13 protein-coding genes are annotated in these 14561 nt (G+C 68.0%); 6 read left to right on the top strand and 7 right to left on the bottom strand.

Annotation, left to right across the window (positions count from 1 at the left end; genetic code table 11):
* Window positions 1-8 precede the first annotated feature (8 nt).
* Window positions 9-923: a sulfate adenylyltransferase subunit CysD gene (gene cysD, locus ABKW28_RS11040; RefSeq protein WP_348609342.1), complete on the bottom strand. Its 915-nt coding sequence runs from the start codon at window positions 921-923 to the stop codon at window positions 9-11.
* Between the two features lie 140 nt (window positions 924-1063).
* Here cysD and ABKW28_RS11035 point away from each other — a divergent pair, with 140 nt between their 5' ends.
* Window positions 1064-2230, top strand: a complete 1167-nt coding sequence (locus ABKW28_RS11035; protein ID WP_348609432.1) for a nucleotide sugar dehydrogenase — start codon at window positions 1064-1066, stop codon at window positions 2228-2230.
* Between the two features lie 40 nt (window positions 2231-2270).
* Window positions 2271-2855, top strand: coding sequence for a hypothetical protein (locus ABKW28_RS11030; protein ID WP_348609340.1), 585 nt, complete (start codon window positions 2271-2273; stop codon window positions 2853-2855).
* On the opposite strand, the gene ABKW28_RS11025 is transcribed toward ABKW28_RS11030, so the two are convergent.
* From ABKW28_RS11025 to cysC, 3 genes are all read right to left on the bottom strand, one after another.
* Entirely contained in the window at window positions 2780-3982 is a 1203-nt protein-coding gene (locus tag ABKW28_RS11025; RefSeq protein ID WP_348609337.1) for a glycosyltransferase, read from the bottom strand. The two genes, ABKW28_RS11030 and ABKW28_RS11025, sit on opposite strands and share 76 nt — an antisense overlap.
* A gap of 62 nt (window positions 3983-4044) precedes the next feature.
* Window positions 4045-5100: a sulfite exporter TauE/SafE family protein gene (locus tag ABKW28_RS11020; RefSeq protein ID WP_348609335.1), complete on the bottom strand. Its 1056-nt coding sequence runs from the start codon at window positions 5098-5100 to the stop codon at window positions 4045-4047.
* Window positions 5100-6977 carry an adenylyl-sulfate kinase gene (gene cysC / locus ABKW28_RS11015; protein WP_348609333.1) on the bottom strand — a complete coding sequence of 626 codons (1878 nt, stop codon included), beginning with the start codon at window positions 6975-6977 and terminating at the stop codon, window positions 5100-5102. The genes ABKW28_RS11020 and cysC overlap by 1 nt, the downstream gene beginning before the upstream one ends.
* Before the next feature lie 65 nt (window positions 6978-7042).
* On the opposite strand from cysC, the gene ABKW28_RS11010 reads away from it, so the two are divergent.
* The 4 genes from ABKW28_RS11010 to ABKW28_RS10995 all read left to right on the top strand — a co-directional run bounded on the left by ABKW28_RS11010 (window position 7043) and on the right by ABKW28_RS10995 (window position 10434).
* Entirely contained in the window at window positions 7043-7999 is a 957-nt protein-coding gene (locus ABKW28_RS11010; RefSeq protein ID WP_348609331.1) for an asparaginase, read from the top strand.
* 200 nt (window positions 8000-8199) lie between these two features.
* Window positions 8200-8490 (top strand): DUF2516 family protein, encoded by a 291-nt coding sequence (locus ABKW28_RS11005; RefSeq protein WP_302710158.1) that lies wholly within the window; start codon window positions 8200-8202, stop codon window positions 8488-8490.
* 89 nt (window positions 8491-8579) lie between these two features.
* Window positions 8580-8942: a phosphomannose isomerase type II C-terminal cupin domain gene (locus ABKW28_RS11000; RefSeq protein WP_348609328.1), complete on the top strand. Its 363-nt coding sequence runs from the start codon at window positions 8580-8582 to the stop codon at window positions 8940-8942.
* An 82-nt stretch (window positions 8943-9024) separates the two neighbouring features.
* Window positions 9025-10434 carry a polysaccharide biosynthesis tyrosine autokinase gene (locus ABKW28_RS10995; RefSeq protein ID WP_348609325.1) on the top strand — a complete coding sequence of 470 codons (1410 nt, stop codon included), beginning with the start codon at window positions 9025-9027 and terminating at the stop codon, window positions 10432-10434.
* A gap of 213 nt (window positions 10435-10647) precedes the next feature.
* On the opposite strand, the gene ABKW28_RS10990 is transcribed toward ABKW28_RS10995, so the two are convergent.
* From ABKW28_RS10990 to ABKW28_RS10980, 3 genes are all read right to left on the bottom strand, one after another.
* Window positions 10648-12387 carry a DUF4012 domain-containing protein gene (locus ABKW28_RS10990; RefSeq protein ID WP_348609322.1) on the bottom strand — a complete coding sequence of 580 codons (1740 nt, stop codon included), beginning with the start codon at window positions 12385-12387 and terminating at the stop codon, window positions 10648-10650.
* A 136-nt stretch (window positions 12388-12523) separates the two neighbouring features.
* Window positions 12524-12919 carry a hypothetical protein gene (locus tag ABKW28_RS10985; protein WP_193669870.1) on the bottom strand — a complete coding sequence of 132 codons (396 nt, stop codon included), beginning with the start codon at window positions 12917-12919 and terminating at the stop codon, window positions 12524-12526.
* A gap of 531 nt (window positions 12920-13450) precedes the next feature.
* The gene (locus ABKW28_RS10980; protein WP_348609430.1) at window positions 13451-14515 is read right to left on the bottom strand and encodes a homoserine O-acetyltransferase; all 1065 of its coding nucleotides are present in this window, start codon (window positions 14513-14515) and stop codon (window positions 13451-13453) included.
* Between the last annotated feature and the right edge of the window lie 46 nt (window positions 14516-14561).

The following is a 14561-nucleotide window of genomic DNA, read 5'->3' as shown; positions in this document are numbered from 1 at the left end:
GGTGGCCATCAGAAGTAGCCCTCCTTCTTGCGGTCTTCCATGGCGGCCTCGGAGAACTTGTCATCTCCGCGGGTGGCGCCACGCTCGGTGACGCGGGAGACCGCGGTCTCCTCGATGATCTCCTCGACTGTGCTGGCCGTGGACTCCACGCAGCCAGTCAGCGTGATGTCGCCGCAGGTGCGGAACCGCACGGTGCGCTCCTCGGCGACCTCGCCTTCGCGGCAGGGGTTCAGCGGGGTCTCGGTCATCAGCATGCCACCGCGCTCGAAGACACGGCGCTGGTGGGAGAAGTAGATCTGCGGGATCTCGATGCCCTCGCGGGCGATGTAGGACCAGACGTCGAGCTCGGTCCAGTTGGAGATCGGGAAGATACGCATGTGCTCGCCCTCGTGCAGGCGGCCGTTGTAGAGGCTCCAGAGCTCGGGACGCTGGTTCTTGGGGTCCCACTGCCCGAACTCGTCGCGGTGGGAGTAGACACGCTCCTTGGCGCGGGCCTTCTCCTCGTCGCGCCGTCCGCCACCGAAGGCGGCCGTGAAGCCGTTCTCCTCGATGGCGTTGAGCAGGGTGCCGATCTGGAGCCGGTTGCGGCTGGTCTTGCCGTCCTCGGTCACCACGCCCTTCGCGATTGCGTCGTCGATGCTGGCGACGACGAGCTGCACCCCGAGACGGTCAACCCAGCGGTCGCGGGTCTCCATCACCTCGGGGAAGTCCAAGCCAGTGTCGACCTGGAGGATAGGGAACGGGATCTTCGCCGGGTAGAACGCCTTCTCCGCCAGGCGGAGCATCACGATGGAGTCCTTGCCGCCGGAGAACATCAGGACGGGCTTCTCGAACTCGGCTGCGACCTCGCGGATGATGTGGATCGACTCCGCCTCCAGCTGGTCTAGCTGGCTCAGCCGGTAGTCGGCATGCGTTTCGGTCATGCTCAGATGAACCTCTCCTCGTGACAAGTCGGCTCATCGTAGACCGACACCGCCCCGCGGCCTCAAACACGCCGCTGAGGTCGGCGTCACGATGTCTAGCCGAAGACGACGCCAGCGGTGGCTCCGTCTACTCTCGCCTAGTGAAGATCGCAGTGGCTGGCCTCGGGTACGTGGGCCTCTCGAACGCCGTCATCCTCGCCCAGCACCATGACGTGTGGGCGGTGGACCTCGACGAGGCCCGGGTGGCGATGGTCAACCGTCGCGAGTCACCATTGGTGGACGAGGATCTGGTGGAGTACCTCACCCAACGAGAGCTGAACCTGCGCGCCACGATTGACGCAGACGCGGCATACGCCGGCGCAAAGTTCGTCGTAGTCGCCACGCCGACCGACTACGACCCCGAGACCAACTACTTCGACACAGGCTCGGTCGAATCGGTGATCAAGGCTGTCCGCGCGGTGAATCGAACCGCGGTCATCGTCATCAAGTCGACGGTGCCGGTCGGGTTCACCGCTCGGATGCGTGGCGAGCACCTTGGCGCCCACATCGTCTTCAGCCCGGAGTTCCTTCGCGAGGGCCGCGCTCTGCACGACAACCTGCACCCATCACGGATCGTGGTCGGCGACCGCACCGAGGACGGGCGGCGGTTCGCCGACCTGTTGATCGAGGGCGCCCTGGACGAGGACATCCCCGTGCTCCTCACCGACTCCACCGAGGCGGAGGCGATCAAGCTCTTCGCCAACACCTACTTGGCACTGCGGGTGGCCTACTTCAATGAGCTCGACACCTACGCCGCGACGCATGGCCTGTCGACGGCGCAGATCATCGAGGGTGTCGGCCTCGACCCCCGCATCGGTTCGCACTACAACAACCCCAGCTTCGGCTACGGCGGCTACTGCCTGCCCAAGGACACCCGCCAGCTCGCGGCCAACTACAACGACGTGCCGCAAAACCTCATCAGCGCCATCGTCGAGGCCAACACGACCCGGAAAGACTTCGTGGCCGATGACGTGATCCGTCAGCGCCCGGAGACGGTGGGGATCTACCGGCTCATCATGAAGGAGGGCAGCGACAACTTCAGGATGTCGTCGATCCAAGGCGTGATGAAGAGGATCAAGGCCAAGGGCATCGAGGTCGTGGTCTACGAGCCCACGATCGAGGACGAGCTCTTCTTCAACTCCGAGGTCATCGGGGACCTCGACGAGTTCAAGAAGCGCAGCGACGTCATCATCGCCAACCGGCGGGCCGACGAGCTCGCTGACGTCGACGACAAGGTGTACACCCGGGACATCTACGGGCGCGACTGATGCGCAGCCACGACCCGTCGCCTCATCGAGGAGCAGCCCCTTGAATTCCCACGCACCCATCGATCTGTCCCAGGCGCCGGGCGCCCGCGAGAGCTGGGACCGTCCCCTGAGCACCGTGCTGCTGTGGGCCTTGGTGGAGCTGCTCGTCGTCCGCAATCCCTGGCAGCTCAGCTCCAGGCTCCGCGTCATGGCGCTACGCAGGTTTGGGGCTCAGATCGGGGAGGGCGTGATCGCCAGACCGGGTCTGCGCGTTCGGTTCCCGTGGAAGCTCACGGTCGGCGACCGATCCTGGATCGGTGAAGACGTCTGGCTGCACAACCAGGACGCGCTCGACATCGGCGCCGACGTCGTCGTCAGCCAGGGCACGTTCATCACCACCGGCACCCACGCGTTCCGCACCGACATGGCCTTGCGGACCCGCCCCATCCGCATCGATGACGGGGTCTGGGTGACGTCTCGATGCATGGTGCTGGGGGGCGCCCACATCGGTGAATCGGCACTCATCCTGCCGAACACGGTCGTCAAGGGCGCAGTGCCGGCCAACAGCCTCTACGGCTCCGACACCGCCGGCGTCGTGGGGCAACGGTTCCCCGACGACAGCAGCGCCTCGACCCAAGCCCGATAGCGGTCGAGCGCCACCTGCTCACTCAGCTGGTTGCGGGCGTACTCAAAGCCATACGCCCCGAGCCGATCCAGATCCTCGAGCCGGAGTCTGTCTAGGGCTGCCAAGAGCGCCTCGGGGGCTCCGGGTTCCGCGACGACTCCCGCACCACTGGCACCGACCTCGAACGCGCCGGCGCTCCCTCCATCGGTCGCGGCAATGACCGGCCTGCCGGCCGCGAAGTAGGTGGTGAGCTTGGACGGCACACACATCTCCTTCATGCCCGGGCGCTCATGGAGGAGCAGTGCGTCGGAGGCCGCCAGGGTCGCCATGAACTGGTCGCCAGGCAGCTGATCCATGAACTCGATCGTCGAGACCCCGCGGGCACTCTGCTCGAGCGCGGCACGAGCCCCACCCGAACCGATCATCACGAACCGAACGGGAGCGCCGATGTCCGACGCCCGCTTGGCGGCCGTCACCAGGTGGTCCAGGCCCTGTTTGGCTCCCATGTTGCCGGCGTGAGTCACAACGAATCGACCGTCGTCCCAGCCCAGCTCACGGCGGCGGCGCTGTCGGTCCCCATCCGGCGCCTGGACGTGCGCCCAGTTGGGGATGACGGTCACATCGTCGGCAGCGATTCCCAGATCGCGCACGATCGCGTCCGCCATCCTCTGGTGAATGGCCACCACACCATCGGCGCGCCGCAGTAGATTGCTCTCGAGTGCTTGAACCGGTCGATCGAGTCGACCGCCCAACAAACCGAGCTCGCCGAACGCCTTGCCGTAGAGGTCCTGCACCACGACTCCGACCGGCACTCGCCAACGACGACCCAGAGCCAGCGCGGACGCCACAGGCAGGAGCGCCGGAGACACCACGACGACGGCGTCCGGCCGCTTGACTCCTGGCGCCAGAGCACGAGCGGCGAACGTCGCCTCGCTTAGGATCCTACTGATGCCCGTGGGCTGAGACGGCACCAGGTGCTTCAGCCGCTCGAGGGCCACCCCGTCCTCGAGGCCACTGCGCCGCCAACCGCCGTGCCCCTCGCTCACCTTCCACGCTGGGTAGTGTGGATGCGCGGTCACCACCTGGACGTCGTAGGCCTCGGACAAGCCTCGAGCCATCCCGGCGGTGTACGGCGCAATACCAGTCATCTCCGGTGCGTAGTTGATCCCGATGACCAGGAGCCTTCTGCGCGGATGCCCCATGGTGGCCCTCAATGTCTGCTGACGTCCTCGTCCACACCGTCGCTCGGCGGCGTATCGGCCATTGTGCGCCCCCGGGCACGCGTGCTGTGACCGTAGGTCCAGCTGTCGAGCTCGCTGACGGTGGGCGCCCCCATGAATGGCAGGCCCTGCTCCTTGCGCAGAAACCCCCACACCACAGGAACCAGAACGGCCATGCCGAGACCGATCAGGCCGATCAGTGCCGGGTAGGTCTCCTCGCGCCCCAGTGGTGCCCAGCCAGCCTTGTCGAGCAACGCCACGCCCGACATCGTCAGCACCACGACGATCCCCCGTCGGATGAATGACTGTGGCACGTGCGGGGCGATCCGGCTGCCGAGCAGGGTGCCGGGCACGGACCCGATGATCAGCGGGATGGCGATCGACCAGTCGAGGCCGTGGATGGCAATATTGGCGACGGCGGCAGCCAGCACCAGCGGCACGGCCTGCACCAGGTCGGTGCCGACGAGCTTCACCGCTGACAGGCCGGGGTAGAGCATCAGCAGCGCGATCATGATCACGGAGCCGGAGCCGACGCTGGTGATGCCCACCAGGAGACCACCGAGCATGCCGACCAGGAGTGTCGGGAGGACCTTGATCTTGGGGTCGGGGTCGCCGGTGAAACCGCCGGAACGGACCGCGCGCAGGTTGATGTACAACCGCAGCGCGTAGGTGGCGGCAGCGAAGAGCAGCGCGAATCCGATGGCTAACTTCAGCACCTTGTCGAGCTGCTCTGCATCGTTGGTGAAGAACTTGACCATGTAGGGCCCCAGGAAGGCCATCGGCACCGAGCCGATGATCAGCCACTTGGCCAAGGTGAAGTTGGGCGACCCGTGACGGGCGTGCACGGCAGCGCCACCGGTCTTGTAGACCGCGGCCGCCGTCAGGTCAGCGGTGACGATGGTGGCCGCCTCGCCCGACCCCACACCGAGGAAGATCAGTGCCGGCGTCATCAGTGCGCCGCCGCCCATGCCGGTTAGCCCGACGACGATGCCGACGATGAAGCCGGCCGCCAGGATGGACAGGGCGGTAAGGGTGATCAGGTCCATCAGGTGGCCTTTCCGGCGCTGGACAGCGCGGTAACAGCGGCGCGGAGCAGCCGGTCGATGTGGTCGGCAGCGGTGCGGGCTGCCTTGTCACCGCGACGGTAGGGGTCGGCGACGTCGAGGTCAGCAGTTGCCGGGCCCCGACGCTGCTGCAGCTGACCCAGGAGCTCGCGCCCGTGTACGCCGGAGCCGATGTCGGCGACGGCCTCGATGAACTGGCCGAGGGTGAAGACCTTGCGGAAGAGGGCGGGATTGTCGTCGAGGATGAACTGGCGGTGCGAGGCCTCGGCGGTGAGGACGATGTCGGCCCACTCAAGCTCGGCGGTGGTCAGGCGACGGCTGCGGAAGTCATCGTGACCGGTGGTGCCGGGCTGGAGGACCTCGACCATGGGCTGGTTCATCGGCTCGTCGTTGAAGCCGTGGGTGCCGGCGCTGGCGAACTCGAGCGTCGGGTCGTTGCCTGCCAGGTGGCGGGCGGTGAGCTCCATGTAGGGCGAGCGGCAGATGTTGGCAGTGCAAACGAAGAGGACCCTGAGGGGTTTCGAGACAGGCGCTAGCGCGCCTTCCTCAGCCTCCGTGGGGGCGGATGCTTCGTCGCTCACTGGGTTTCGGCGGGCGGTCGTCGCTGGCGCTCCTCGCTGCTCGACCAACGACGTGCCCTGCTCGCCTTCCGGCGGGGTGCGGAGGTCGAGGTAGCCGGCTTCGGCGAGCGCGTCGATGACGTCCTGGAGGGCGTCGTCGATGGTGCGGCCGGTGGTGTCGACGCGGACGTCGGCGTCCTGGGGCTCCTCGTAGGGGGAAGAGATGCCGGTGAACTCAGGGATCTCGCCTCGGCGGGCCTTGGCGTAGAGGCCCTTGCGGTCACGGCGCTCGCACTCTTCGAGCGGAGTGGCGACGTGGACGAGGAAGAACGCTCCCCCGGCTTCGTCGACCATGGCGCGGACCTGCTGGCGGGTCTCGTCGAAGGGCGCGATGGGGCTGACGACCGCGAGGCCGCGGTGCCGCGAGATCTCGGCGGCGACCCAGCCGATGCGGCGGATGTTGGTCTCCCGGTCCTGCTTGGAGAAGGTCAGGCCGGCTGAGAGGTTGCGGCGAACGACATCGCCGTCGAGCGAGGTGATGGTTCGGGTGCCCTGCTCAAGGATGCGGTCCATCAGCGCTTGGGCGAGAGTCGACTTGCCGCTGCCGGAGAGGCCGGTGAAGAAGAGGACGAGGCCCTGCTCCTCGGGTCCCGGCTGGTCGGCCTCGATGATGGCTGCCACGTCGGGGGCGTAGGTCGCGTCGTCGGCGGCGTCGGGCAGTGCGAGTACGTCGGCATTGCCGGCGTACATTCGCGCCACCTGGGCCCCCAGGGCGTGATCGACCGTCGCATCGCCGCGGCTCGCGAGAGGAACCGCGACGACCGCTGCGTCCTCCAGCCGCGCCGCAACAGTGAGGGTGGCGCGGATGAGCGCGGTCGGAGTCAGATCGGGGGTCCCGGTGCCGACGAAAGCCAGCAGCAGGACTGGGCCGGCGCCAGACAACCGCTGGAGCTGCTGCTCGGAGAGCGCGTCGACGACCGGCACCACCGTGCGGTCAGAGTGTTGCTGGCGCACCTGCGCGGGGCTGAGGTAGTACCGACGGAAGGGGCCGAACTGCGCGTGCGTCAACGGCTCCACCGACCCACCCGGCAAAGAGACGCGCGCCAGGGGCAGTCCCTCCGGGTCCACCAGCTCGACGCCACCCGCGGCCTCGGCACCCGCACGGACCTCCTCGGGCAGCGTCAGCGTGACGGGGCTGTTCGGCTCGTTGAACGCGACGACCGGGACCAGAGCGCCGGTCGTCAGCAGCTCGAGGTCGTCGAGTTCGCGTGGGGAAGGGCAGTACTGCGGGTAACTCACCGAAGTATCTTGACAGATTCAGTCGAGTTTCAGCGTCATCGTGGGCGCCCTCTACGGTTCGGGGCATGACTGGACCTGTCGTCGTGGCCGAGATCGTGCGTTCCGGGATCGTGGAGGGCCACCACTACGGCTCCGCAGTGGCTTTGCGCGCCGACGGGACCGTCGAATGGTCGGTGGGTGACGTGACCTCGCCGGTGCTCCCGCGTTCGTCGAACAAGCCGATCCAGGCGCTCGCCATGGTCGAGCAGGGTCTCGACCTGCCACCCGAACTGCTAGCGCTTGCCTGTGCGTCCCACTCGGGCGAGGCGCACCATCTGGACGGCGCACGGCGCATCCTGGCGGGTGCCGGTCTGGACGAGTCGGCACTGCAGACCCCGCCCGACTGGCCCCTCGACGAGGCGGCGCGGGAGGCAATGCTGCGCTCGGGCGGCGAGAAGTCGTCACTGGCGATGAACTGCTCGGGCAAGCACGCGGCGATGCTCGCGACATGTGTGCAGAACGGGTGGGACACCGCCACCTACCTCGACCCACAGCACCCGCTGCAGCTGGCGATCCGTGTGACGTTCGAACGGATGACGGGTGAGGCGGCGCAGGTCGCCGTGGATGGGTGCGGCGCTCCGCTGCTGTCGACGTCGCTCGTGGGGCTGGCGCGGGCGTTCTCGCGGCTTGCGGTGGCCGCCGACGGACCGGAGCGTCGGATCGCGGACGCGATCCGGGCGCATCCCGAGTTCGTGTCGGGGACGACCCGCGACGAGCTGACGCTGCTCACCGCCATGCCCGGGTCGATCGGGAAGGCTGGTGCCGAGTCTTGCTACGCCGTGGCGCTGGCTGACGGACGGGCGTTCGCGCTGAAGACCGATGACGGTGGGGCGCGGGCTCGGCCGGTGGTGATGGCTGCCGCGCTCGAGCGGTCTGGTGTGACCTCGGAGGAGTGGATGGACGCTGAGTCCATTCGGAAGACCGGGGAGCACGTGCTGCTTGGTGGAGGCAAGCCGGTGGGAGAGATCCGGGCCTGCTTCTGAGGCCCTGGCTGAGGTGGTGGGCCCCTTGCGGGATCTCGACGGGCGTTCGGGCCTGGCGGCCCTCTCTGCTCGATCAACGGCGTCCGCTATGTCGATGGTGTTTTCGAGACAGGCGCTGCGCGCCTTCCTCAAGCAGCGTCGGCGGCCCGGTTCGTGGTGCGTCCCGCGGACGCCTGCGCTGGCGCCCGTAGGGTGAGGGTGTGTTGGACGTCTACTCCCTCGAGCTCGGCTTCTACGCCCTGCTCGCATTCGTGCTGCTGGCGGTCAAGATCTACGCCTTCGTCAGCTCTCTGATGTTTTCAGCTGAGTCCTACGAGGCGGCGGGGAAACTCACGAAGCCGACGTGGACGATCCTGCTCGGGCTGGGGGTGGCTCTGCAGGTGCTGTTCCTCAACAACCCGATCGGCATCTTCAACCTGATCTTCACGATCGCCGCGATCGTGTATCTGGTTGACGTCCGTCCTGCCATGGCTGGGCTACGGCGTCGCTAACGTTTGGTAACACAGCATCCACTCGCGTGCCGTAGCCTTTAACCTCGCATAGCGCGTGGCACCCGGCCGCCGATGTGAGGAGATTGTTGATGATCGGCGAGAGCGAAGACCGCCCGTGGGGCTCGTGGACCGTCCTCGACGAGGGTGACGGCTTTAAGGTCAAGCGCATCCACGTCAACCCGCACTCGCGGTTGAGCTACCAGACCCACGAGCACCGCGCCGAGCACTGGGTGATCGCTGCCGGCCGCTGCACCGCGATCATCGACGGTGAGACCGTCGTGGCAGGGCCGGGCGAGTCGATCTGGGTCGAGGTCGGCCAGGCGCACCGCATCACCAATCAGGAGGACCACCCCCTGGTCGTGGTCGAGGTGCAGCTCGGCTCCTACACGGGCGAGGACGACATCTGCCGCCTCGAGGACGACTACGGCCGCACACCGGTCGCTGCCGGCTGACTTCAGGACCTGCGGGCCGGATGCCGGCCCAGCCGTTCGTTGGCACTAAAGTCCCTACCGTCACAGACGACGGGAGTCGGACATGGAACTTCGGGACTACCTGCGCATCCTCCGCCGACGGTGGATGCTGGTCCTCACGTCGACCCTAGTCGTCGTGGCAGCCGCGGCCGCCTACACCTTCACGGTGACGCCTATGTATCAGTCGACGGCCAAGCTCTTCATCTCGTCCTCGGCCGATGGCGGCGACACCGTCTCTGGCGCCTTCGCCGGCGCACAGTTCAGCATGCAGCGGGTCACGTCGTATGCCGACTTCGTCAAGGACGCCGACCTGGCGGCTGTGGTCGTCGACGAACTCGACCTCTCGACGTCTCCGGGAGCGCTGCGGGACCAGGTGACCGCCACGGTGTCGCCCGAGACCGTGATCATCGCCCTGCAGGCGCAGGACGAGTCCCCCTCCCAGGCGCAGGCCATAGCGCAGGGCTACGCCAGCGCACTGGCCGACCAGATCCGCGCCGTGGAGACCCCCGTGGGTGAGACGGAGCCGCTGGTGCGGCCCAGCGTCACGTCGGACGCGACCCTGCCGACGGCGCCGGTCTCACCGCAGCCGGTCCGCAACCTCGCCCTGGCCCTGGTGCTCGGCCTGCTGCTTGGTGTCGGCCTGGCGGTGGCCCGAGAACTGCTCGACACCACCGTGAAGTCCGTTGACGACATCCGCGAGACCACCGACGCTCCGCTGCTGGGAGCCATCAACTTCGACTCGCAGATCCGCACCGAGCCGCTCGTGACCTCGCTGTCGTCCCACGCCCCCCGGGCCGAGGCGTTCCGGGTGCTGCGCACCAACCTGCAGTTCGTCGACGTCGACGCCACCACGAAGGTCTTCGTGGTCACCTCGGCGTTGCCGGGCGAGGGCAAGACCACGACGTCGGTCAATCTCGCCATCACCCTGGCCCAGGCTGGCCAGAAGACGCTGCTCATCGAGTGCGACCTGCGCCGCCCAAAGGCGGCGTTCGCGCTCGACGTGGACAACTCGGTCGGAGTGACGACCGTACTGCTGGGCAAGGTCAGCTTCGACGACGCGCTGCAGGAGCACCCCGGCACCGGCCTGGCGGTCCTCGCCAGTGGTGCCGTGCCGCCCAACCCGGCCGAGCTGCTGCAGTCGCGAGCGATGGCCGAGCTGCTGAACCATGCCAAGGACCGCTTCGACACCATCATCATCGACGCGCCGCCGCTGCTGCCGGTCACCGACGCCGCGCTTCTCGCCTCCCAGGCCGATGGCGCCATCGTCGTCGCCGCCCACGGCCGCACCACCCGGGAGCAGCTGGCGCAGGCCGGGGAGCGCCTGGAGCAGGTCGGGGCACAACAGGTCGGCGTCGTGCTCAACATGACGCCTGCGCGCCAGCGCTCGGGGTACGGCTACGGGTACGGCTACGGATACGCGCCGACACCGGACAAACCTGCTGGAGGCAAGCGCGCCAAGCAGGACCCAGCGTAGGACCGACCCGCTCGGCCCGCCCGCGCTTGGACCCTTTCGTCTCTTAGCGGGTTTTGGGCCCCGAACGCTAGGCAGCTCGTGCCCACTGCGACCACCTGCGCACCAGAGCACGGCTACGACGCCTCGGTGCGACCGACCCCGACCGACCGATTGGCTGGCAGTTGCACAGCCCCCCCATGTCACGCCACTGGCCGTGCCGGGGCAGCGGCAGGTTCAGCAGGCACCAGTGACGTGCGTGGAGTAGTCGCGTGGTTCTATTCCGGGCGTCACCCGCACCTCGCGTGATCCGTCCGTGGAGGGCGCCGTGACCTGCCAGGTCACCTCGGCGGTCTGCTCGGGTTCCAAGAAGATGTAGGCCGTGCTCGTCGCCCGGTCGTCCAGCGAACTCTTGCGGACGTCGAACTCCTTGCCATTGATCGCGAACTCGGTCACCCGGCCCTGCGTGGGGGTGAAGAGACGCACCTCCACCAACTGCTTGCCTGGCCCCACTCCGTTGGCCCCGCCGCCGGAGAGATAGGCCGGCAGCGAGGTGGCTGCATCCAGCGGCGCAGTGGACGACAGCGTGGCTTCAAGCCGCATGGTCTCCTGCCCGTCGCGGCACATAGAGCCGGAGGCCCGCACGTCGTAGTCAAGGTAGTAGGACATCTTCGACGCGGTTCCCGAGTTCAGGGTCACGTCGAAGCGTTGGACTCCCCCGCCGGGCCCGGCCGGTTCGCCAGCGATCGTGCGTCCCTCGATGAGGTCCTGCGCACTCTCGTCGAAGAAATGCGTGTAGATGCGGTGCTCGTCACCTCCGCGGACCAGGGCAGCGAGGAGCTCGCGCGGGCGCCCCAGGTCGCCCTGCAGGATGCGGCCGAACATGGTCGACACGACCTGGCGGAAGAACGCGTCTTGTGCCTGCGGGTCGGGCCGATCGATGTAGATCTGGTTGATCAGTACGTCGACCGCGGTGCCGGCCGTCAGTTCGTAGCCGTCGACGCTCAGTGGACCGGTCGCCTCGAGCAAGTAAGAGATCGCCACGGCGTCGAGGGAGATGACACCGTCCAGCCGTTCAGGGTGGACCTCCTCCCAGCGCTGTTTCATCAGCTCGGCCGTGCGCGGGAAGGCCGGCGTGAAGTTGGCGTCGAGCATGTAGCGGCCGAGGTAGTCGGTGAAGACCTCCTCCTCGTCCTTGGTGATCGGCAGCGGTGTGCTGCGCTCGCCGAAGGAGCTCGCCGCCACCTGCCTGCCCAGCGAGATCCGCCCGTCCTCGGCGTCGAGGAGCGACAGCGCACTCGGGAGACCGCCGGTGGCGCGGATCTCTGCATTGTTCTGGAACACGAGCAGGTAGCGCTGAGGGTCCTCTGAACCCAGTGCCAGGGGCATCAGGTCGACGGCCACGGAGGCCGCGTCCATCGCGTCGGCTGCATCGCCCACCAGGCCGGCCAGCTCGTCGTAGCGGCCACGGAACTGGTCAACGTAGCCGCTGGAGTCCTCTGCCTGTAGCCGGGTGTCGGCGGCAGCCAATGCTTGCGCTGCCTGGTCGACCGGCTGCTGGAGGTCGGCTACGGCCTCGAGGGCGATCCGGCCTCCCTCCGGCAGGAGCGCATCGAGATCGGTGGCGCGCTGGGCGACCGGGGCCAGAGCCTCGCTGAGGTCGGAGACCGCTGTGGACGCGGCGCGCACGCCGCGGGCGTCGTCGCCGATCGCCGGCAGGTGAGCCAGGATCGACCAGCGCACGCCCGATGTACGGGCCTCCGCCTCTCCGGCGCTCTCCTGAAGGTCGTTGAGGGCGTCGTCGACCTCCTGCTCGTCGCCAGCCTCGAGGGCGGACCGGAAGGTGTCAGCGTCGACCACTGCTGCGCGAAGGGCGCTGTTGACCTGGAGGGCTTGCCAGCCGATCAGACCGGCCCCCAGTAGCAGGACAGCAGCCGCCCCGGCGATTAGCAGGACGGCGAGACGAGCGCGAGACATGTGCCAGACCCTAGGGGATCAGGCCGGTCGCCCAGGACGGCCGGCGAGAGGATGGGACCGCCCGACAAGCGGCGGACGCGGACGCACGAAGACCCCCCGAGCGCAGCTCGGGGGGTCTTCGCTCAAGCGTGGACCGTCAGGAGGCGCGGACGATCTTCTTGTCGCGCGAGAAGGAGCACGGGTCCTGGCCGCCGCGGGTGTACTTCACGACGGTGCGGTAGCGACCCTTGGCGGGATACGCGAACCGGAACTGATTCGAGTCCTTGACGTTCTTGGTGGCCTCCTTGACAACCCGCTGCGGCTTGGGGTTGAGGCGGGTGACCTGGATGTAGACCTGGCCGGTGCACACAGCACCCTCGTTGGTCGCGGTGTTGAGGTTGATCCGCACCTTAACCTTCTTCTTGGCCTGGACGTTCTTCGGGACCTTGACGTCGGCCTCGGTCTGGACGGTGGCCGGGTAGGCCGACGCGGACGGCGCGGTGACGCCGAACATCAGCGTGGCGGCGAAAACGCCGGCGATGAGCTTCTTCATGTTTGAGACTCCCCATATGTGACGCCGCGGGGCGCCCAAGACGATGGTTCAGTGAGGAAAGCAAACCACAGGTCCGGCGCCGCGGCAGCATCGCGTCCAGATTCGGGCGCTCCCGCAATCAACTGTTTGCCTCGCGGAAACATCCGACCCCGGTCCCGCGATGGCCCGCGAGCGCCATCTCAGGTGTTCTGCAACGCCTTGAGGACGAGGTAGCCGGTGAGCGCTACGAGGGCGATGAGCCCCACCCATTGGACGAGCATCCCGCGTCGCCGTTCGGCAACCGGGTTCGTCCTGCGCCGGCTCCTCATGCTGACCCGCTTCGCTGGCCCCACCCTTCCGCTCACTCACCACGCCCCTCCGGCCGGGTCGAGGATGGTCGACGACGCCATCCTCTTGATGCCGAACACGCGGCTGTCTAGCCATGTGGCAGGTCACGGAGGCGGCGGGTGGTCGCGGGCCTCGACGTCGTTCGGCGCTGGGGCGCCTCACTGCTCGACCAGCGGTGGTTTCGAGACGGGACTTCGTCCCTCCTCAACCACCGTCGGTGAGGAAGGTGGCGACGCGGTCGAGGTAGCCCGGGGGGTCGAGGAGGAAGGAGTCGTGGCCGTAGGGGCTGTGGATCTCGGCATGGTCGGCGTCGACACCATGCTTCTGCAGCCGCTCGGTCAGCCGCACCGACTGGGCGGTGTCGAAGCGCCAGTCGGAGGAGAAGGAGGTGACCTGTAAGCGGGTGGGGCAGCCGGCGAGGCGCTCGGCGACCGGTTCGTCGGCGAAGGGGTCGAAGTAGTCCATCAGCCGGGTCAGGTAGAGGTAGGACAGCGAGTCGAAGCGGCCCAGGAAGGTCTCGCCCTGGTGCTGCAGGTAGTGCTCGACCTCGAAGTCGGGCTCCAGGCGCCACTGGTCGTCACCCGCGGAGTCGCGCTGGTGATCGAAGCGGGTCTCCAGCGACTCCGGTGAGACGTAGGTGATGTGAGCCATCATCCGGGCCACCTTCTGCCCGTGCCGCGGCACCACCCCGCGCTCGGCGTAGCGGCCGCCGTGGAACTCCGGGTCGGCCATGATCGCCTGGCGCGCCACCGAGGAGAACGCGATGTTCTCGGCGCTCAGCCTTGATGAGGCCGCGACCACGACCGCGCGCTCGATGCGCCGCGGCTCCTCGATGACCCACTGCAGGACCTGCATGCCGCCCATCGAGCCGCCGACGGCGGCGTACAGGGTCTCGATCTGCAGGTGGTCGAGCAGGCGGCGGTGGCAGGCGACCAGGTCGGAGACGTGGAGCAGCGGGAAGTCGAGGTAGCGCGGCTCCCCCGTGGCCGGGTCGATGCTCATCGGCCCGGTGGTGCCCGAGCAGCCGCCCAGGATGTTGGGCGCGATGACGAAGAACCGGTCGGTGTCGACGGCCTTGCCCGGCCCGATCATCCGGTCCCACCAGCCCGGCTTCGCGGTGTGCGGGTCCTCCCCGCGCCGGTAGCCCGCCGCGTGCGCGTCACCGGTCAGCGCGTGGCAGATGAACACCACGTTGTCGCGCTCGGGCGACAGCTCGCCGTAGGTCTCGTAGACCACCTCGACGTGCTCGAGGCTCTTGCCACCACGCAGCCGCAGCGGGGGGGGGGGGGGGGGGGGGGGGGGCCCCCGGGGGGGG

This window comes from Nocardioides sp. 31GB23 (genome assembly GCF_040012395.1).
GTDB lineage: Bacteria > Actinomycetota > Actinomycetes > Propionibacteriales > Nocardioidaceae > Nocardioides > Nocardioides salarius.
The sequence above is the reverse complement of the archived record's forward strand: the minus strand, read 5'-3'. Positions and strand labels throughout refer to the sequence as shown.